This window comes from Enterococcus sp. AZ188 (assembly GCF_050544075.1).
Lineage (GTDB): Bacteria > Bacillota > Bacilli > Lactobacillales > Enterococcaceae > Enterococcus_D > Enterococcus_D entomosocium.
In genome coordinates this window covers 3,351,454-3,370,759 of the sequence record NZ_CP172943.1, presented here as the reverse complement: position 1 = coordinate 3,370,759, position 19,306 = coordinate 3,351,454, and the positions used below count along the sequence as shown (strand labels likewise).

Annotated in this window: 16 protein-coding genes and 1 other RNA gene; 11 read left to right on the top strand and 6 right to left on the bottom strand. The window is 45.0% G+C overall.

What is annotated here, in order from left to right; genetic code table 11:
- Positions 1-13 precede the first annotated feature (13 nt).
- Together IGI86_RS15465 and IGI86_RS15460 are read left to right on the top strand one after the other, a co-directional pair.
- Positions 14-1,198, top strand: a complete 1,185-nt coding sequence (locus tag IGI86_RS15465) for an acetate/propionate family kinase (RefSeq protein ID WP_005233419.1) — start codon at positions 14-16, stop codon at positions 1,196-1,198.
- Positions 1,199-1,555: 357 nt separating this feature from the next.
- Positions 1,556-3,016 (top strand): peptide MFS transporter, encoded by a 1,461-nt coding sequence (locus IGI86_RS15460; RefSeq protein WP_194199183.1) that lies wholly within the window; start codon positions 1,556-1,558, stop codon positions 3,014-3,016.
- 95 nt (positions 3,017-3,111) lie between these two features.
- On the opposite strand, the gene abc-f is transcribed toward IGI86_RS15460, so the two are convergent.
- Together abc-f and IGI86_RS15450 are read right to left on the bottom strand one after the other, a co-directional pair.
- Complete coding sequence (abc-f, locus tag IGI86_RS15455) at positions 3,112-4,695, bottom strand: ribosomal protection-like ABC-F family protein (protein ID WP_430617525.1); 1,584 nt, start codon at positions 4,693-4,695, stop codon at positions 3,112-3,114.
- A gap of 313 nt (positions 4,696-5,008) precedes the next feature.
- Entirely contained in the window at positions 5,009-7,009 is a 2,001-nt protein-coding gene (locus tag IGI86_RS15450; protein WP_008382045.1) for a KUP/HAK/KT family potassium transporter, read from the bottom strand.
- A 270-nt stretch (positions 7,010-7,279) separates the two neighbouring features.
- Between IGI86_RS15450 and IGI86_RS15445 the strand changes: the two genes are divergently transcribed.
- Together IGI86_RS15445 and IGI86_RS15440 are read left to right on the top strand one after the other, a co-directional pair.
- On the top strand, positions 7,280-8,035 hold the full coding sequence (locus IGI86_RS15445; RefSeq protein ID WP_005233426.1) for an ABC transporter ATP-binding protein: 756 nt from the start codon (positions 7,280-7,282) through the stop codon (positions 8,033-8,035).
- A complete protein-coding gene (locus IGI86_RS15440) occupies positions 8,036-9,616 on the top strand; it encodes an ABC transporter (RefSeq protein WP_194199184.1) in 1,581 nt (526 codons plus the stop codon).
- Positions 9,617-9,901: 285 nt separating this feature from the next.
- On the opposite strand, the gene IGI86_RS15435 is transcribed toward IGI86_RS15440, so the two are convergent.
- From IGI86_RS15435 to IGI86_RS15420, 4 genes are all read right to left on the bottom strand, one after another.
- Positions 9,902-10,381: a universal stress protein gene (locus tag IGI86_RS15435; protein ID WP_008382048.1), complete on the bottom strand. Its 480-nt coding sequence runs from the start codon at positions 10,379-10,381 to the stop codon at positions 9,902-9,904.
- Between the two features lie 64 nt (positions 10,382-10,445).
- On the bottom strand, positions 10,446-10,736 hold the full coding sequence (locus IGI86_RS15430) for a hypothetical protein (RefSeq protein ID WP_005233435.1): 291 nt from the start codon (positions 10,734-10,736) through the stop codon (positions 10,446-10,448).
- A 168-nt stretch (positions 10,737-10,904) separates the two neighbouring features.
- A non-coding RNA gene (gene ssrS / locus IGI86_RS15425) (6S RNA) lies at positions 10,905-11,099 on the bottom strand.
- Between the two features lie 85 nt (positions 11,100-11,184).
- Positions 11,185-12,462, bottom strand: coding sequence for a replication-associated recombination protein A (locus IGI86_RS15420; RefSeq protein WP_008382049.1), 1,278 nt, complete (start codon positions 12,460-12,462; stop codon positions 11,185-11,187).
- A 216-nt stretch (positions 12,463-12,678) separates the two neighbouring features.
- Here IGI86_RS15420 and IGI86_RS15415 point away from each other — a divergent pair, with 216 nt between their 5' ends.
- From IGI86_RS15415 to dtd, 7 genes are all read left to right on the top strand, one after another.
- Positions 12,679-13,377, top strand: coding sequence for a DNA-3-methyladenine glycosylase (locus IGI86_RS15415; protein ID WP_430617524.1), 699 nt, complete (start codon positions 12,679-12,681; stop codon positions 13,375-13,377).
- On the top strand, positions 13,313-13,801 hold the full coding sequence (locus IGI86_RS15410) for a DUF3013 family protein (RefSeq protein WP_034872159.1): 489 nt from the start codon (positions 13,313-13,315) through the stop codon (positions 13,799-13,801). The genes IGI86_RS15415 and IGI86_RS15410 overlap by 65 nt, the downstream gene beginning before the upstream one ends.
- Positions 13,802-13,812: 11 nt before the next feature.
- On the top strand, positions 13,813-14,760 hold the full coding sequence (prmA, locus tag IGI86_RS15405) for a 50S ribosomal protein L11 methyltransferase (protein ID WP_005233456.1): 948 nt from the start codon (positions 13,813-13,815) through the stop codon (positions 14,758-14,760).
- Between the two features lies 1 nt (position 14,761).
- Positions 14,762-15,517 carry a 16S rRNA (uracil(1498)-N(3))-methyltransferase gene (locus IGI86_RS15400; RefSeq protein ID WP_430617523.1) on the top strand — a complete coding sequence of 252 codons (756 nt, stop codon included), beginning with the start codon at positions 14,762-14,764 and terminating at the stop codon, positions 15,515-15,517.
- 4 nt (positions 15,518-15,521) lie between these two features.
- Complete coding sequence (locus IGI86_RS15395) at positions 15,522-16,187, top strand: deoxyribose-phosphate aldolase (protein WP_194199187.1); 666 nt, start codon at positions 15,522-15,524, stop codon at positions 16,185-16,187.
- A gap of 187 nt (positions 16,188-16,374) precedes the next feature.
- Positions 16,375-18,585, top strand: coding sequence for a RelA/SpoT family protein (locus IGI86_RS15390; RefSeq protein WP_087664552.1), 2,211 nt, complete (start codon positions 16,375-16,377; stop codon positions 18,583-18,585).
- A 6-nt stretch (positions 18,586-18,591) separates the two neighbouring features.
- Positions 18,592-19,038, top strand: a complete 447-nt coding sequence (dtd, locus tag IGI86_RS15385; protein WP_008382058.1) for a D-aminoacyl-tRNA deacylase — start codon at positions 18,592-18,594, stop codon at positions 19,036-19,038.
- The last annotated feature ends 268 nt before the right edge of the window (positions 19,039-19,306 follow it).

Genomic DNA, 19,306 nt, shown 5'->3' with positions numbered 1-19,306 from the left:
TAAGGAGATCATCATGTCAAAAACAATCGCAATCAATGCTGGAAGTTCAAGTTTAAAATGGCAATTATATCAAATGCCAGAGGAAACAGTTGTCGCTAAAGGAATCGTTGAACGAATCGGTTTGAAAGATTCTATCTTTACCATCAAATATGGGGAAGATCAAAAATTCGAACAAATCATCGATATCAACGATCACGAAGTAGCTGTAAAAATGTTATTGGATCAACTGATCGAATTAAACATTTTAGGTGCTTATGATGAAATCACTGGCGTCGGTCACCGCGTCGTTCACGGCGGAGAAGATTTCCCTGATTCAGTTGTGATCACAGACGAAGTGATGGAACGCATCCAAGCATTGGCTGAATTTGCGCCATTACACAACCCAGCAAACTTGATGGGGATCACTGCTTTCAAAAAAATCTTGCCTGAAATCATCAGTGTCGCTGTTTTTGATACTTCTTTCCATGCAACGATGCCAAAACACAATTACCTATACAGCTTGCCATTAGAGTACTATAACGAGTTTAAAGTACGTAAATACGGCTTCCACGGTACAAGCCACCGTTATGTTTCTGAGCGTGCGGCAGAAATGTTAGGCAAACCAATCGAAGAATTAAAAATCATCACTTGCCATCTAGGGAACGGTGCGTCGATCACTGCAGTTGACGGCGGAAAATCAGTAGATACATCAATGGGCTTCACGCCGTTAGCTGGTGTAACGATGGGAACACGTTCTGGTGACATCGATCCTGCTGTTTTGCCTTACTTAATGGAAAAATTAGATTTGAACATCGATGAAATGGTGGATGTTTTAAACAAAAAATCTGGTTTATTAGGCTTAACTGGTATTTCCAGCGACATGCGCGATCTAGAAGCAAACTACGACAAAGAAGAAGTCAAAGTTGCTTATGACGTCTTTACTGACCGCATCCGTAAATACATCGGTGGCTATGTAACGACCATGAACGGTGTCGATGCGATCGTCTTTACTGCTGGTATCGGTGAAAATGATGCCCACGTCCGCAGCGAAGTTATCAAAGGCATGACTTGGTTTGGTTGCGAATTAGATGCCGATCAAAATGCAAAACGCGGCGAAGAATTAGTGATCTCAACTGAAGAGTCAAAAGTCAAAGTACTTTTGATCCCAACAGATGAAGAATTAATGATCGCTCGTGATGTGGAACGTTTACGCGGCTAAGCGAAAACATTTCTTAGAATAGAAGCTGAAACACATGCAAGAGAAATGCTTGCATGTGTTTTTTTGTAGGAAAGTCCGCAAAACGGGACTAGAGAGAAAAATTGGTGAAGACCATTTTCTAATTTTTTAAACAGAAAATTTAATAATTATACATATGAAAATTGGCTCATACTGCACCTAGGTGGATGGCTTCTCATTTTGCTTTCATTTGAATTTAAATTTCCTTCCTTTTTTACAAGATGTTCTCAGGGAAATACCCTTGTAAAAGTTGCCAAATGGGAATAAACTGGCATTTGTGAATTTTCAGAAAAATTCCGCTATTTTATTTTCATTAATTTTTATAAGGGGCCATTACATATGGAAAAAGAAAAAACATTCTTAGGTCAGCCGCGAGGGCTGTCGACGTTATTCTTCACGGAAATGTGGGAACGATTCAGTTATTATGGTATGCGGGCGATTTTGGTGTACTTCATGTACGATGCAGTTGCCAACGGCGGCTTAGGGTTGCCAAAAGGAACGGCTGTGGCGATCATGTCGATTTACGGTTCCTTAGTGTATATGTCAAGTATTGTTGGCGGTTGGATCTCGGACCGTCTTTTAGGATCAAATAAATCCGTCTTTTATGGTGGAATCTTGATCATGTTAGGACACATCGTCTTGGCAACACCTTTAGGGATTCCAGCGTTGTTTGTGTCCATGATGCTGATCGTCATCGGAACCGGACTCTTGAAATCCAACGTGTCGGGTATGGTGGGGCATTTATACAGCAAAGACGATATCCGTCGGGATGCTGGTTTCTCAATTTTCTACATGGGGATCAATATCGGTGGCTTGTTAGCACCGATCATCGTCGGGATCTTAGGACAAGAGGTCAACTACCACTTAGGCTTTTCGATTGCTGCTATCGGGATGTTTATCGGTTTGGTGCAGTATTATGTGCAAGGAAAAACCACGTTGAAAAGTGTAGCGATCGCGCCAACGAATCCCTTATCGGCAGCCGAAAAGAAAACCTTCTTCCGAGCAGTCGTTCTGGTTCTTCTCGCATTGGCAGTGTTGTTTGGCGCAGCTGCTGCAACGGGCCATCTGACGGTTGATTTCTTCATCAACTTCATCAGTGTTCTAGGTATTTTCTTGCCGATCTACTACTTTACCAAAATGCTGCGTTCGAAAGATGTCACACCAGATGAAAAGAAAAAAGTGTTGGCCTACATTCCGCTGTTCTTGTCAGCGATCGTCTTTTGGTCCTTAGAAGAACAAGGCTCATCGATCTTGGCATTGTTTGCCGCTGACCGTACGCAATCAACGTTATTCGGCATCAATATTCCAGCAAGTTTGTATCAAACCTTAAATCCACTTTTTGTCGTCTTACTGACACCTGTCTTTGTCTGGTTGTGGACCAAACTAGGTTCTCGTCAACCCCGGACAGAAGTGAAGTTTGCCATTGGTTTGGTCTTAGCCGGTTTGTCCTTTCTATTGCTAATGCTGCCAAGCCTCTTGTTTGGAGTAGAAGAACGGGTCAGCCCATTATGGTTGGTATTGAGCTTCTTCATTATGATTGCGGGGGAAATGTGTCTTTCACCTGTGGGCTTGTCGGTGACGACCAAACTAGCGCCGAAAGCTTTCGAAGCACAAACCTTGGCGATTTGGTTGTTAGCAGACGCTTCTTCACAAGCCATCAATGCGCAAATCGCTCGGTTCTATACACCACAAACAGAAGGGATGTACTATGGCATCGTCGGCGGAATAGCCGTTGTTGTCGGCATCATCTTGTATTTAGCTAGAAAACCGATCCGCAACTTGATCGGCAACATTCATTGATCAAAAAATAAAAACTTGATTTTCCGCCTATGCATGGATTGAACAACCCATGCTTACTGTAGGAAAATCAAGTTTTTTTGTTGCGAATCAATGTCTTAGTCAATCAATGGGCTTAGTGGCTGGCGTGTGATCTGCTGCTGTGCAATGACCAGGGCTTCTTGGAAGTGCTGCTGCAAAAAGTAGCGGTCATGGCTGACTGCCAGCAGGGTCCCTTGATAATCTTGCAGCATTTCTTCAATTTCTTCTCGGGCATAGCTGTCGAGGTGATTGGTTGGTTCATCCAAAATCAGGACGTTGATTTTTTCTAAAAAGAGTTTCAGTAACGCCAAACGGATTTTTTCACCACCAGATAAATCTTTGATTCGTTTGGCCACATCACTTTGATAAAACCCACTTTTGGCCAATTGCCGACGAGCAGCCTCTTCGTTTCCTGTCAACGTCTGTACGTAGGCCAACAAGCGGCTCTCAGGATCGGCAAACTGTAGCTGTTGGGGCAAATAGCCGATTTGTAAGCTGCTGCCGCGCTTGATAGTGCCGCCGCTAGGAAGCTCCTCACCGAGAAGTAATGTGAGTAAGGTTGATTTTCCGGTACCATTGTCGCCGATGATGGCTAGATGCTCCCCACGGTAGATTGCAAAACTGCTGTCTTTGAATAGGAGCTGATCGGCATATTGCTGGTGCAAGTCGCGAACGATGAACACCTCTTTACCTGATTTTCCGCCATTTGCCAAGCCTTGCAGCCGATTTTTCGGGGGCGCTGGCGGTTTGACCAGTGTAAGTTTCGCTAGGCGGCGTTCCAATTCTTTGGCTTTTTTGAAGAAGGATTCATTGTCTCCTTCATGGCCCCACTGACGAAATCGACGAATCATGACTTTCAGTCGCTGGACTTCTTTTTGCTGCAGTTCGTAATTTTTGGTCAGCTCCGCCAAGCGAGCTTCTTTCAAGACACGAAATCGGCTATAGTTCCCAGGATACTCAATCAGGGCGCCTTCTTCCAGTTCCCAGGTCTTGGTGGTGACTTGATCGAGAAAGTGTCGATCGTGAGAAACGACTAGAACCGCTTTTTTCGTATTCTGTAAATAATTTTCCAACCAGCGGATACTTGAAAGATCCAAGTGATTGGTTGGTTCATCCAGTAACAGCAAGTCAGCATCGGTGACTAACACTTTGGCTAAAGCGACTTTGACCCGTTCACCCCCGCTAAGGTCTGTTAACCGTGCGTCCTGCCGATGGGGAATTCCTAACCCTTGTAAGATCGCGGAAATTCGGTCTTCTAATCCATAACCGCCCAGCTCTTCAAAGCGCTGCTGCAGCTCGCCATAACGGATCAGACACTTCTCTAAATCAGTATCGGGTTCTGCCATCAAGGCTTCGTAATGGGTCATTTGCTGTTTGAGTTCTTGAATGTTAGCTGCAGAATGGAGCAGGTAGTGGGTAACGGTTGCTTCAGAAACTGTCAGCTCTTGCTCGACCGTCCCGATCCTCAAGCCTTTTTGGCGGCTGATAACGCCGCTATCGACACCTTCACTGCCAGTCAAGATTTGTAAAAAGGTTGATTTGCCCGTTCCGTTGATGCCGACTAGGGCAATTTTTTCCCCAGCTTCGATTTGGCAGGATAACTCCTCAAATAACGGATTCCCGCCGATGGTTTTTTTAATAGCAATTGCTTGTATGATCATGATCTCTCTCCTTGAGACCACTCAAAAAGGCCATGGATATCCATGGCCAGTGTTATTTAAACTCAGATTTTTTTGAGAAAAATACCTTGAGATGGCCATTGATTTTACGTAAATTTAACTGTTTTGGACAGACTCGTCCCGTCAACAGCAACTGTAAAACCAATTGCATGGCTAAATGCGATATGGTATCGTTGGTAATTTTCATTACTTGTTATTTTAGTCATGCGCATCATGGTCGTTTTCCCTCCTTTGTGTCTTTGTCTTTTCAGTGTACCTGAAAGTATCAGAAAGTTCAACCAGTACTGGCGGTTTCTTAGCGTTCCTCGATGCGTAATTCTGTCAGAGAGCTTTCTTTCATCTGACCGATGACCAAAGGAACGGTCTCATGAACCACATCGCTGTATTCTAAGCCGAACCAGCGTTCAGGTGAAATAGTATGGCGTTTGATAAAAAGCTTCGTCTGCATGACTTGCTTCTGCCATTTGCTTAATGCAGTTGCATTCGACAGCTCTTCTTCGATCATCACGAATTGGAAATCACCCACATTGCGTCCAGGCGTTAAGGAATAGCGTTGCGGCTGCAGCGGCAAGCGACCATCTTTCATCAATTCTTGAATGATTTGGCGAATGTAGAGATTGACTTCTTGCGGCACCCGAAAGCCGAGATAAAGCTTTAGTTTAACGATAAAATCGGTATCTGCCATCGAAACTTCATATTTTTTCGTATAAGGTTCATCGGTGACTTCCACATTGACGAACCAATACACTTTGGCACGCTTCGGCCGTTTGTCTAAAATGGAATAGATGAACTGCTGACCGATCTGATCGTCTTGCAGTTTAGGAACCATGAAGACGACGTTCGTCTGAGATAATGGCAAAGAATCATCTTCCCGCAACTGTTTCAATTGAGGGATGTAGGTAGAAAGTGCAACTTCTTCGGCAGCATTTTCTTGAATACGATTGCCCCATTCCCAAATCAGCATCACACCGATGATCACGCTGGCTAATAAGATGGCAACGTAACCGCCATGGAAAAATTTCGTCGCACTAGAGATAAAGAAAATGCCTTCGATCGCTGCAAAAAAGAGCGTGATGAACGGTGCCAAGAAACGGGTCTTCTTGTTTTGGTGCAAGTAGAAATACAGCAAAATAGTGGTCATCAACATCGTTACCGTAATGGCCAATCCATAAGCGGCTTCCATCCGAGTAGAGGTCTGGAAGAATAAGACTACGCCGGAACAGGCGATCCACAGCAAGGTGTTCAAGGCAGGAATATACATTTGCCCGATAGACGCACCCGGATAGATGATTTGCATCCGCGGCAATAGTTTCAACTTGATGGCTTCAGAAACCAAGGTAAAGGAGCCAGACAGCAGAGCTTGCGAAGCAATGATGGCAGCGAGTGTGGCGAAGCTGACACCAAAGACTGTCCACCCTTGCGGCAACGCTTGGAAAAATGGATTCAAGTTTTCGATTTCTTGATAAGTCGGGTTTTGATAGACTTGCAGCAGCCACGCCGCTTGACCAAAGTAATTCAGCATCAAGCAGATTTTGATATAGGGCCAGCTAGCATAAATGTTTTTCTTACCCACATGACCTAAGTCCGAGTAGAGGGCTTCCGCACCAGTAGTCGCCAAAAAGATATTGCCGAGAATAAAGAGACCAGCGCTGTTATCGGGACTAAAGAGCAAATTGATCGCATACCGGGGATCAAGGGCCCGAATCACCGAAAGGTCACCGGCAAAGTTCATCACACCGACGATGCCCAAGAAGGTGAACCAGCCTAGCATGATCGGTCCGAAGGCTTTGCCGACAAACTCAGTCCCAAAGCGCTGCAGGGCAAAGAGGACCAATAAGATTGCTAAGGTGATGCCGACGATGATCGATTGGTCATTGCCGAAGCGATCAAAAAAGGCTGGAATCCCCCGTAATCCTTCGATGGCAGTGGTTACGGTCACGGCTGGCGTCAATACCCCATCTGCTAGCAGGGCTGCGCCCCCGATGATCGCTGGAATAATCAAGTAGCGGCTGTTTTTACGAACTAAGGTATAAAGGGAAAAAATCCCGCCTTCTCCATGGTTATCCGCGTTTAATGCGATCAAGACGTACTTGATCGTCGTTAACAAGGTCAGCGTCCAAAAGACGAGTGAGACGCTGCCTAAGATAAAATCGGGCGTTAAGGTGCGGAGTCCGCCATTATCCTCCACCAGGGCTTTCATTACGTAAAGTGGGCTCGTACCGATATCACCGTAGACCACCCCCATGGCGACTAAAAGTCCGCCGGCGGTCACTTTTTTCATTTTACTTGAACTCATTGACTGTTTTCCCTCCATTTTAAACTGCAAAAAGACCTAAGCGGCCCCTTGCCACTTAGGTCTTGCAAGAAACATCTTAAACCAGCGGATTCCCGCTTGCTGTTGATCTAAGATCATGGAACGATCCATGTGCTACTCCCCTAAAGTGTTCTTATTATCTTTGTTTTTGCAGCTCCTGTCAATTGATTTGATAAAAATGGCAATAAACATTTTTCTTTTACTACGTTTCAGCGTAAGATAACAATAGGTATGGAATAAGGAGGCAGGAAAATGATTGAGATCAAGAATCTGACGAAACAATATGGACCCAAAAAAGCATTGTCTGATCTTTCCCTGACGATTCGTCAAGGGGAGATCTTTGGCTTTCTGGGACACAACGGGGCAGGGAAGTCGACAACGATCAAAAGCTTAGTTAGTATTTTACAACCGACGAGTGGGGAAATCTTTTTTGACGGTCAATCCCTCGTGGAACATCGGGAAGCGATAAAAAAACAAATTGCCTATGTGCCGGACACGCCAGATTTGTTTTTACAGCTGACGGCTGGGGAATATTGGGACTTGATTGCAGCAGCGTATGAAGTACCGACAGCTGAAAAGGCCGAGCGTTTGCAAAAATTAGGGCGCTTGTTTGATATGCTGTCTCATGAAGAAGAGACCATCGCTAGCTTTTCCCATGGAATGCGGCAAAAAACGCTGCTGATTGGGGCATTGATCCCCGATCCGGACATTTGGATCTTGGACGAACCATTGCAAGGCTTAGATCCCCAAGCAGCGTATGATTTAAAAGAAATGATGAAACAGCATGCTGCCAAGGGCAAGACCGTGATTTTTTCTACCCACGTCTTAGACACCGCCCAGCAGTTGTGTGATCAATTAGCGATTTTGAAAAAAGGTGAGCTGCTGTACAATGGCTCAGTGGCAGATTTGCTGGCACAGCATCCGTCGCTTTCTTTGGAAACAATCTATCTGCAAATGACTGGGAGAAGTCAAGAAGAAGCGATTCTTGCAGAAGCGGAGGAAGCGTAGATGCGAAAACAACAATTTCTGACGCTGACCTCCGTTAATTTGCGGTATGCCAATCCCCAACTAACAGACAAAGCCCGCAAAAAAGGCAAGGCTGGTTCGACCTTGACCAGTTATTTGTTGTTTCAATATGCGCTTTCTGGAGTGGTGTTTCTGCTAGTCTATGGTTTGACGATGATCACATTGGATTTTAGTCAGATGCCGGGCTTTTTTACCTATTATGTCGCTTTGTTCGGGATTTTAGGCTTTTCCCAAGGGATTTCGTCTATTTACAATGTCTTTTTCGAGAGTCAAGACCTGCCAGCGTATTTGCCGCTGCCCTTTCGACAGAGTGAAATTTTTCTGGCAAAGATCGTGGTGGTGTTTCTCACCGTTGCGCCGTTTATTTTTCCCCTGCTGGTCTTATTTCTCCTGACAGGGATTCGGGCAAACGTCTTTTTCTTACTGACGATTTTATGGGCGTTCTTGCTGTTCGGCTTGTTTTTAGTCTTGATCTTCAGCATTTGCAGCTTGATCGTCTTCAGCCTGACCCGCACCAAGTTTTTCTTGAAGCATAAAAAATTGGTCACTAGTTTATTGCTAGGCGTGACGATGCTGGTTGTTGTGATCGGGGTCTTAATGATGAATCAGGTGAATACTTATGAGACAGACGTGGTAGACCGGGGAGCGATCACCTTTTTATTGCCCTTTTATTATGTGATGGTGGCGCCGTTTCAATCCACCGGTTTGCTTAGCTTGCTAGGGATCATCGTCACAGCAGGCGTGCTGCTTTTTGCCCTCTATCGGTTGATCTTGCCGAAGTTTTATGAGCAAGTGGCAGCCGCGGCGCCTAACCAAGGAAGTGTTCGCCGCAAACATAAACCTAATCAAGGATTAAGTAAGCTACTGTTCAATTACAATTCTCAGCTGATTCGTGATCCAAATTTGATCATGCAAGTCTTTTCTTCTTCGTTGCTGATGCCCATCATTTTCTTAGTGTCCTTTGTGTTTACAGGAGCGGTTCAGTTAAGTGAATTGGATGAGCGATTTATCGGTGTCGTTTTTGTGGCGGGGATCGCCTTGGCGGCACTGATGGTCAACCCGACTTCTTTTATCAGTAATTTGATCTCATTGGATCAGGAGAATTTCTTGTTTGTCCGCTCCTTGCCGTTATCGATGAAGCGCTACTTGCGGGAAAAATTCCGCTTTGGCGTCGTTTTGCAGCTGAGCTTAACGGCAGTCATCGTGCTGGCAGCAGTGCTTTTATTCAAAATGCCGCTGATTTTGGCTATCTCTTTCCTAGTAGGAGCACTTTGGAGCAGTTTTCTTTTGTGCTTGAAATATTTTGCTCGTGATTATCGATTGCTGCTTTTGGATTGGACCAATATCAGTCAATTGTTTACGAGAGGGGCGGGGAGTCTTGGGTTAGCCATTGGAACAGTCGCAACGCTATTTCTTTCCGTCATTGTTATCATCCTTTATGGCTTTGCTGCGACTTCGATTGATTTTTGGTTATTGAATGGTCCGGTTTTCTTTGTGATCCTCTTGACCAGCGTCCTTTGGATAGCCCATTATGACCATAGATTTTGGCGTCGTTTTTCCTAAGGGAAGCGACGCTTTGCTTTTTTTTATTTAAGGATGGATAAATTAACTATTTATTCAGAAAATTCAGAAAAACTATTTACAATCAAAAGGAAACATGGTTAGATAGGAGTACCTATTACTTTGCTTTCATTTTTTGCTGTACAAGTTTGGATAACCGACTTGTCAAAGAGCTGTGACCAAAGGCAAAAAGACCGATGAGACCTAAGTGCTCGTTGACTCTTTTGCTTTTGTCACGGTTTTTTTTGCACAAAAAAACCTGCCGTTCGTCGGCAGGTCGTCTAGCTATCAAGCTTTGGTGTGGTCTTTTTCTGGGATTTTGTTTTCTAGATCTGTCCGCACAACTAACACATCACAGCCAGCATGGCGAATGACATACTCAGACACGGAACCGATAAAGATTCGTTCCACGGCATTTAAACCAGTGGCACCGATCATAATCAAATCGATGTTGTGATCTTCGGGCAATTGTTTGGCAATGATTGGTTTTGGCGAGCCGTATTCAATCACTGTTTTGACTGCAGTTACTTGGTGTTTGCGGGCATAATCCTCATAGTCTTTCAAAGTTTGTTTGGCCATTTCGGTTGCTTGCTCAGCAAGCATGCCGTCAAAAGAAGAAACGGTTTGAAAGGCCCGAGTGTCGATCACATGTGCTAAAACCAATTCAGAATCATTCCGCTGTGCCACGTTCACGGCTTTTTTGAAGGCTAATTCTGACTCGCTAGACCCATCGACGGCTACCATGATTCGTTGATATTGTTGTAACATAAGAAACACTCCCATCTGTTATCTTCTACTTTTATTGTAATGCTTTTTTCTGGAAAAAGAAAACCTAATCTTCCTTTTTTTTCATTTTTTGTGCCAGCAAGATGCTGAACGAAGCGGAAGAGAGCAGCAACAACGCCAAATAAAACAAGGCAATCAGCTCTCTATCGACAAAGCCCACAACCAATGCCACTACGCCTAAAAGGAAATGAATGAGGCTATAGGTTTTTAAGAAGACTTTATTCGCCTCAGTAGTAGGGATCAAAGTGAAAAAAATCGCTTGTTTGGCATAAAGCAAATAACTGGTGCCGAATAATACGAGTGCCACGATCGTAAATAATAGAAGAATCATAAACATACGCCATCCTATTCTAAGTTGATAGGTTTAGTATAGCGAACCCTAGAAAGAATAGCAAAAGCCACCCTTACTTTGATATCAGATGGAGGACGTTGCACGGTTTCTAACGGCTAGAAAACACAAAAAAGCCATCTGTTAAAAACAGATGGCACATTCTAAAAAGAATGGGTAATATCCGTTGATGCCGTTCTTTTTCCCATAGTATTGATCCCGCAAATTCTAGCAGGTGGGTTCCACGGTCTAAGCTTCGAACTACCAAAGGAAAAGGCATGTTACCAGCATTGACACAAGACGGATCCCAAGATATCAATAAAAATGTTCGGTCAACACACAAAAGGGACAACTCGTACATCACAGAATTCCCACCCTTATAGTAGCATAGGAATGACGAAGGTGCAATAAAGTTGTTTGAAAACGATACCAAAAAGTCACTATTTTTTCTAAGCACCTAGTTTTTTTTCTTTCGTTGCTGCAATTGTTGGTACCGTTGGCCCAACGCTTGCTCATATTTACCGGTGGCTTTCGGTTGATAATAGTGGGTACCTTTTAGCTTATCAGGTAAATATTGCTGATCGACCCATGCATCATCAAAATTATGTGGGTATTGATAGCCAACTCCTCGATTCAAGCTTTCGGCGCCTTTGTAATGACTGTCTCGTAAATGATCCGGGACATCGCCAGCTTTACCGCTACGAATATCTGCGATCGCTGCATCCAATGCCATGTAGGCCGAGTTGGATTTTGGTGACAAACATAGATCGACCACCGTATCGGCCAAAGGGATCCGAGCTTCCGGCAAGCCCAAACGTTCAGCGGCTAACACAGCATTGACGGTTCGAGCAGCGGCTGCTGGGTTAGCTAAACCGATGTCTTCATAACCGATGACCATCAAGCGCCGACAAATGATCGCCAAATCGCCTGCCTCTACTAAACGACCTAAGTAATGCAGCGCACCATCCACATCGCTGCCGCGAATCGATTTTTGAAAAGCAGAGATCACATCATAGTGCGCATCCCCATCTTTATCATGGGTCAATGCTTTGCGCTGTACGCACTCTTCGATGATCGCTAAGGTCAAATGAATAATGCCGTCTGGTCCTTTTGGTGTGGAACGGGCAGCGAGTTCTAAGCCATTGAGGGCGCTTCGTAAATCACCGTTGGTCGCTCGCGAAAGATGCAAGCGGGCATCATCGGTCAATACGATGGTTTCTGATCCAAGTCCGCGAGTTTCATCTGCTAAAGCTTGATCAATGGCGGTCAAAATATCTTCTTCTTGGAGCGGTTTGACTTCAAAAATCTGTGTCCGACTGCGAATCGCTGGATTGATCGTAATGTAGGGATTTTCCGTCGTGGCACCGATCATAATAATCTTGCCGCTTTCTAAATGGGGCAGTAAAAAGTCTTGTTTTGTCTTGTCTAGTCGATGGACTTCATCAAGCAATAAAATGACAGTACCGCTCATTTTTGCTTCCTCTGCCACGATTTGCAGGTCTTTTTTTGTATCTGTGGCGGCGTTCAGCATGCGAAACGCATAGCGTGTCGAGCCGGCGATCGCACTGGCAATGCTGGTTTTTCCGGTTCCCGGCGGTCCGTATAGAATCATCGAAGAAAGCATTTTGGCTTCGACCATTCGGCGAATGATTTTCCCCGGGCCAACCAAATGCTGCTGTCCGACGACTTCATCTAAGTTCCGTGGCCGCATTCGATAAGCAAGTGGCTGCTGCATAAAACGATCCTCTCCTTTTCCTGTAAGTATAACATAAGAACGTACATTCTCATAAACAAGCTGATTTGCGTCCTTACGAAAACAAAAGGGCGCGTATTTTCCACTCAGTCAGCAAAAAACAGGTTCGTTGAAAAGAAATCGTTGAGATCACCGCAACTCTGTAGTCAAAGATAGTAAGTTGACCGAGAATTGTGTAGAATAAAGAGGGTGATGAGAATGGATGAATTAATGGCACTATTTGCGACACAGCCGACAACGACCATCGCACGTGCCTTATTAGGAATGTATTTGGAACATGAGACCCCAGAAGGAACATTAGGTGGGTATATCGTGGATTGTGAAGCGTATCTAGGTCCCGATGATCTGGCGGCTCATAGTGTGGGCATGCGAAACACACCAAGGGTTCGGGCGATGTATCAGGAACCCGGCACGATTTATTTATATACGATGCATACGCATCGAATTGTCAACTTTATTACGCAACCAAAAGGCATCCCACAAGGAATCATGATTCGCGGGCTAGAACCGGTGGATGGGATTGACTTGATGGAACAACAGCGACAAAAAACGGGACCGGATGTAGCCAATGGCCCCGGGAAACTAGTACAGGCACTACAGATTCCAGCTGAGCTTTACGGCGAATCGATTTTTACGAGTCCGCTGCATTTGGTTCCTGAGCGCCGACGTACCCCAAAAGAAATTTTGGCATTGCCTCGAATTGGTATCCCGAACAAAGGGGAGTGGACTCAGATGCCGCTTCGATTTGCGGTAGCTGGTAATCCTTATTTAACAAATATACGAAAAGCCGCTGTTCAGCAAGATCATGGCTGGCTAGAAAGAAGGAATAGTGATGGCGAAAGAAACGATATTGACTTACTTAGATCAGCGATTAACGAAAAAAATTTCCGATTATGATGTGGCGATCGATTGGGATGCCAAAAATCATACCATCGAATTGGTGTTGCGCTTGTTTGCCGAAAATCCTCAACAAGTCCAAATCGACGATGCGCAAGGTGTGGCATCAGAGGAAGCGATCATTGAATTTGAAGATGGGATTTTGTTGTATGATCCACAAAAATCAACGTTTGATGAAGAAGATTATTTAGCGACGATTCCTTATGCAGGAAAAAAAGGGATCCAAAAAGCGTTGTTAGACGGATTGGTTGATTACATTCAAGAAATTTTAGAAGAAGGCCAAAGCGATCTGCTTGATTTCTTGAACGATGACAGTGAAGAAGCGATCTTTGAATTGCGATTCAACGAAGAAGCATTTGTGGAGAAAATGACGAACTATCAAGCCGGGGCTGGGGAAACCATGATCCCGTACCCTAGTTACTAAGGAGAACGAACATGAAATGGAATGAAGTAACCGTAGCGACAGCTAGCGAAGCAGTGGAAGCAGTCGCCAATATTTTAATGGAACACGGAGCAAGTGGGGTAGCGATCGAGGACGTTTTAGATGTCGAAAATTTTAAAAGCGATGCGTATGGCGAAATTTTGGATAAAGAAACCTATACGACCTTAGAAGAAGGTGCGCAAGTCAGTGCCTATTTCCCAGAGACGATTTTTTTGCCAGAAGTGCTGCCGACGATCAAAGCAGCCATCGACCGTCTGCCGGAGTATGGTTTGGCAATCGGCAAAAACACCATCACAACGAGCGAGGTCGTGGAAGAAGCATGGGCAACGGCCTGGAAAAAATATTACCATCCAGTCCGTATCTCCCGCTATCTGACGATCGTGCCGAGCTGGGAAAACTATCAACCGCTGCAAGAAGATGAAAAGATCATCACCCTTGATCCGGGAATGGCTTTTGGGACCGGCACGCATCCTACGACACGCTTGACATTACAAGCCCTAGAAGTCTACTTGCGGGGCGGTGAAACCGTCTTAGATGTCGGGACGGGCTCAGGGGTGTTAAGTATCGCCAGCAAATATTTAGGTGCCAAAGACGTGTTTGCTTATGATCTAGATGAAGTCGCTGTGAGGTCCGCCCAAGAAAATATGGCGATGAACCCCATTGCTCACGATGTGACCGTGCAAGCCAATGACCTTTTGCAAGGGGTGACGGTCCCTGCTGATCTTATCGTTGCCAATATTTTAGCGGATATCATTTTATTGATGATCCCTGATGCATGGCGTTTATTGAAGCAAGAGGGCACCTTGATCGTTTCTGGGATCATTGAGACGAAAAAACAATTAGTGATCGATGCCATGATCGCACAAGGCTTTGAGATCGATCAATTGTTCAATCAAAAAGACTGGTATGCGATCGCCTTTAAAAAACCAGAGGTAGAGTAAGATGCAGCGATATTTTTTACAGGAGCCTTATGAAGCAAAAGCGGTGTTTGCCGTTTCGGGAGAACCCTTCCACCATATGATCCGAGTGATGCGCATGACTCCCGGCACGAAAGTCGGTTTAGTTTTTGATGATCATTTGGCGATCATCGCCAAGATCAAAGAGGCCGATGAAGAAACGGTTTACTTAGAGGAAGTCGAAAAAGAACAGCAGGACAAGGAATTGCCGCTGCAGGTCACGATCGCTAGCGGCTACCCGAAAGGCGACAAGCTGGACTTGATCGTTCAAAAAGGCACGGAACTTGGGGCGGCAGCATTTATCGGTTTTCCTGCGCAAACTTCGGTCGTGAAATGGGATCAAAAGAAGTTACAGAAAAAGCAGCAGCGGCTGCAAAAAATCGCCCAAGAAGCGGCGGAGCAATCCCAACGGCAGATCGCACCAGCCATCACACTGCTGGATAACGCCAAAGCATTTTGGCAAAGCCTCAGTCAGTACGATGCGGTCCTAGTGGCTTATGAAGAATCAGCCAAGCAAGGAGAAGCAGCGATGCTGCTGCAAGTGATCACCGAATTGCCCGTTGGTAGCAAAGTTTTAGCGATCTTTGGCCCAGAAGGCGGTCTGACCCCCTCCGAAATCGAAGGAGCCCAGGAAAACAACGCTAAATTATGCGGGTTAGGCCCTCGGATTTTACGAACAGAAACAGCACCGTTTTATTTTTTAAGTGCTGTCAGTGTGCTAACGGAATTAAAGAGGATGTGAGTTGATGAATAAGAACCAAGAAGCAATCAGTGTCCGTTTGTTGACGGCCGATCTGACCGACTGGGTCTTGAAGGATTTTATCAATCAATATAAAACGGCTTTAAAGGAAGTCGTCGTTTTGCCTAGTGCCATTCGGCGGGCGAAAATCTTGGCACAAGGCTCTTCCTTACAAATCGGCGCAGTGATCGATTACCCCCTTGCCCAAGGAACACTGGCAAAGGTAGCGTTTGAAATCGGTCGGGCGTTTATGGAAGGTGCCGATTTTTTGGAAGTCTGGCTACCGGCTTCTTCCTTCATGGAAAATGATCGTGGCTTTGCGGAGTTGACCGAAACGATCCGCTCCTTGACCTTGACAGGAGGGGAGATCCGCTTAGCTGTGCAAACCGAGATCATGAATGAATTGACGAAGATCCAAGTGGCACAACGCTTGAAAGAAGAAGCATGGCCAAAGATCGTGTTAGGACAAAAACAACCACTAGCAGAAGCATTGCATGACGTGAGCTTGTTTTCCTTAGATGGTGGCAGTCAACTGTCGATCCAGATCAATCCCGATACGGTCGATGAACAATCTCTGGAATCACTACAGGCTGCCGGCGCTGAGAAAATCGGGCTCTCGTATCATGTTTTTGAAGAATTGCTTAAGGACCAGCCAGCACCCGATATGCTTTGAACAACAGCGATTGAAAAATAGCTGAAAAATTTGTATAATAATACTACTAAATAAGAACTGCAGGTTAGACAGGAGTCCCATGCTTAGAACGTTTGTCCGCAAGGCTTTGGGTGCGTGACGAAACGTTAACAGTGACTTCTGTCTGCCTTTTTGATAGCACAAAAAAGAAGAGCAGGAGGCGGAATGAATGGCAAAAGAAGTTATATTGACCGGGCCCAATGTCATCAAATTGGTCGCTCATTATATGAGTGAAGAACACGTTGCCTTTGTCCAAAAAGCATTAGATTACGCGACAGAAGCCCATAAAGAACAATTCCGTAAATCCGGCGAGCCTTACATTATTCATCCAATCCAAGTTGCGGGGATCTTGGCAGAATTGCAGATGGACCCTCATACCGTTGCAACTGGTTTTTTGCATGATGTCGTCGAAGATACCGATGTGACGTTAGCCGATCTGAAAGAAGAATTCGGTGCCGATGTAGCTATGCTAGTGGATGGCGTGACCAAGCTGGGTAAGATCAAGTACAAATCTCATGAAGAACAATTAGCAGAAAATCATCGGAAAATGTTGATCGCCATGGCGCAAGATTTACGGGTCATCATGGTCAAACTGGCTGACCGTTTACATAATATGCGTACGTTGAAACATCTGCGGGAAGACAAACAACGCCGCATCGCCCAAGAAACGATGGAAATCTATGCCCCATTGGCTCATCGTTTAGGGATCAGCCGAATCAAATGGGAACTAGAAGATATTTCTTTGCGTTACTTGAATCCACAGCAATATTACCGAATCGTGCATTTGATGCAGACCAAACGAGAAGAACGGGAATCCTACGTTTCCGAAACCGTGGAAGAGATTCGGATCGCTACGGAGGAACTAGATATCTATGCTGAGATCTATGGTCGACCAAAGCATATTTACTCGATCTATCGCAAAATGAAGGACCAAAAGAAACAGTTCAATGAAATTTATGATTTGTTGGCGATCCGAGTGATCGTTGACTCCATCAAAGATTGTTACGCGGTTTTGGGAACGATCCATACAAAATGGAAACCAATGCCTGGGCGGTTCAAGGACTATATCGCTATGCCAAAAGCCAACATGTACCAATCGCTGCATACGACGGTCATTGGTCCCAAAGGCAATCCTGTCGAGATCCAAATTCGGACCCATGAAATGCATGAGATCGCTGAATTTGGGGTTGCTGCGCACTGGGCCTATAAAGAAGGTAAGACGGAAAAAGTCAAAGCCGACAAGATGACCCAACAAGTTGGCTGGTTCCGCGAAATCTTGGAACTACAAGATGAAAGCTATGATGCTTCTGAATTTATGGAAGGTGTCAAAGGGGACATTTTCAGCGACAAAGTCTATGTATTTACGCCAAAAGGTGATGTGACGGAGTTGCCTCAAGGCTCCAGTCCACTGGATTTTGCCTATAGCATCCATACCGACATCGGCAACAAAACTACTGGTGCCAAGGTCAACGGCAAAATGGTCCAATTAGACTATAAGCTGAAAAATGGCGACATTATTGAGATTCTGACATCACCGAATTCCTTTGGGCCAAGCCGCGACTGGGTCAAACTAGTTGCTACCAGCAAAGCGAAGAACAAAATCAAACGATTTTTTAAAGCCCAAGATCGTGATGAGAATATCATCAAAGGACATGAGGCAGTGGTTCGTACCTTACAAGATATGGGCTTTGTGCCAAAAGAATTCTTGACGAAAAGCAAAATGGCGGAAGCTTGCGAACGATTCAATTATCAAACAGAAGATGACCTGTTTGCCTCTGTCGGCTATGGGGAAGTCAGTCCCACGACCTTAGCCAACCGTTTGACCGAAGAAGAACGGCGCGAGAAACAAATCGAGAAGCAAAAGCAGCAAGTCCAAGAGATGATCAATCAACCGGCGAAAAAAGAACCAGAAAAAATGAAGGTTCGTCACGAAGGCGGCATTGTCATTGAAGGGGTCGATAACTTGTTGATCCGCATCTCCCGCTGCTGCAATCCGGTTCCTGGGGATTCGATCGTCGGCTATATTACTAAAGGGCGGGGAATCTCGATCCACCGCAGCGATTGTCCCAATGTTCAAAACAAAGAGGCAGCGAACCGTTTGATCGATGTTGAGTGGGAAGATGCCACCGACATCAACAAAGAATACGATGCCGATCTTGAGATCTACGGCTATGATCGTTCTGGGTTGCTCAACGATGTCTTACAGACGGTCAATAGCGTCACGAAACGCTTAGTGAGTGTCGAAGCCAAAACCAATAAAGACAAAATGGCAACGATCCGTATCACGGTGGCGATTCAGAATTTGACTCATTTGAAATCGATCGTTGATAAAATCAAGCAGATTCCAGATGTTTACAGCGTCAGACGTACGAAGGGGTGAGAAAGAATGCGGGCAGTGATCCAGCGAGTCAGTCAAGCAAGCGTGTCGATTGAGGACAATATCGTCGGTGCGATCCAACAAGGGTTCATGGTTTTGTTGGGGATCACCCATGAGGATACAGGCGACGATGTGGCTTATCTCGTAAGAAAAATCAAAAATCTGCGGGTTTTTGAAGACGAAGAGGGCAAAATGAATCGGTCACTGGAAAGCATAAACGGCGCGGTCTTGAGTATTTCACAGTTCACCCTTTATGGGGAGACCAAGAAAGGCAATCGCCCTAGTTTCATTCAAGCGGCACCGCCAAGTATTGCGACCCCGCTTTACGAAGCCTTTAATGAAGGTTTACAAGCCGAAGGCATCACTGTTGCTACTGGAAAATTTGGCGCAGATATGCAAGTCGCCTTGGTCAATGATGGCCCGGTGACGATCGTGATCGATACGAAAGAAAAATAGGGAATACAAAACGAAGGATTTTCTCGCTGGAAAAGAGTGGGAGAATTCCTTCGTTTTTTTTATACTCTCGAAAGCGCTAAGCATTTTTGATGGAATCCAAGTGAAATCTAAGTTGAAATCGGGAAATCTTACAAAACTGTTAGCAAAAATCCCATTCTTTTATTTGTTATTTAACATCTTTTTCTTGTTCTTTTATAAGGGTTATTAAATGGAAATATCTTTTTCACCCGTTTTTTAATATTTTAAATTCGAAAAACGATCCTTTATT

Excerpts from the sequence above, each read along its gene's own strand:
- IGI86_RS15410 (WP_034872159.1), top strand. The coding sequence starts at position 13,313 with ATGGCGAAAGAAACGATATTGACTTACTTAGATCAGCGATTAACGAAA.
- IGI86_RS15440 (WP_194199184.1), top strand. The coding sequence starts at position 8,036 with ATGCGAAAACAACAATTTCTGACGCTGACCTCCGTTAATTTGCGGTAT.
- IGI86_RS15400 (WP_430617523.1), top strand. The coding sequence starts at position 14,762 with ATGCAGCGATATTTTTTACAGGAGCCTTATGAAGCAAAAGCGGTGTTT.
- IGI86_RS15415 (WP_430617524.1), top strand. The coding sequence starts at position 12,679 with ATGGATGAATTAATGGCACTATTTGCGACACAGCCGACAACGACCATC.
- IGI86_RS15395 (WP_194199187.1), top strand. The coding sequence starts at position 15,522 with ATGAATAAGAACCAAGAAGCAATCAGTGTCCGTTTGTTGACGGCCGAT.
- IGI86_RS15445 (WP_005233426.1), top strand. The coding sequence starts at position 7,280 with ATGATTGAGATCAAGAATCTGACGAAACAATATGGACCCAAAAAAGCA.
- IGI86_RS15420 (WP_008382049.1), bottom strand. The coding sequence starts at position 12,462 with ATGCAGCAGCCACTTGCTTATCGAATGCGGCCACGGAACTTAGATGAA.
- IGI86_RS15465 (WP_005233419.1), top strand. The coding sequence starts at position 14 with ATGTCAAAAACAATCGCAATCAATGCTGGAAGTTCAAGTTTAAAATGG.
- IGI86_RS15430 (WP_005233435.1), bottom strand. The coding sequence starts at position 10,736 with ATGTTTATGATTCTTCTATTATTTACGATCGTGGCACTCGTATTATTC.
- IGI86_RS15435 (WP_008382048.1), bottom strand. The coding sequence starts at position 10,381 with ATGTTACAACAATATCAACGAATCATGGTAGCCGTCGATGGGTCTAGC.
- IGI86_RS15390 (WP_087664552.1), top strand. The coding sequence starts at position 16,375 with ATGGCAAAAGAAGTTATATTGACCGGGCCCAATGTCATCAAATTGGTC.
- IGI86_RS15450 (WP_008382045.1), bottom strand. The coding sequence starts at position 7,009 with ATGAGTTCAAGTAAAATGAAAAAAGTGACCGCCGGCGGACTTTTAGTC.
- prmA (WP_005233456.1), top strand. The coding sequence starts at position 13,813 with ATGAAATGGAATGAAGTAACCGTAGCGACAGCTAGCGAAGCAGTGGAA.
- IGI86_RS15460 (WP_194199183.1), top strand. The coding sequence starts at position 1,556 with ATGGAAAAAGAAAAAACATTCTTAGGTCAGCCGCGAGGGCTGTCGACG.
- dtd (WP_008382058.1), top strand. The coding sequence starts at position 18,592 with ATGCGGGCAGTGATCCAGCGAGTCAGTCAAGCAAGCGTGTCGATTGAG.
- abc-f (WP_430617525.1), bottom strand. The coding sequence starts at position 4,695 with ATGATCATACAAGCAATTGCTATTAAAAAAACCATCGGCGGGAATCCG.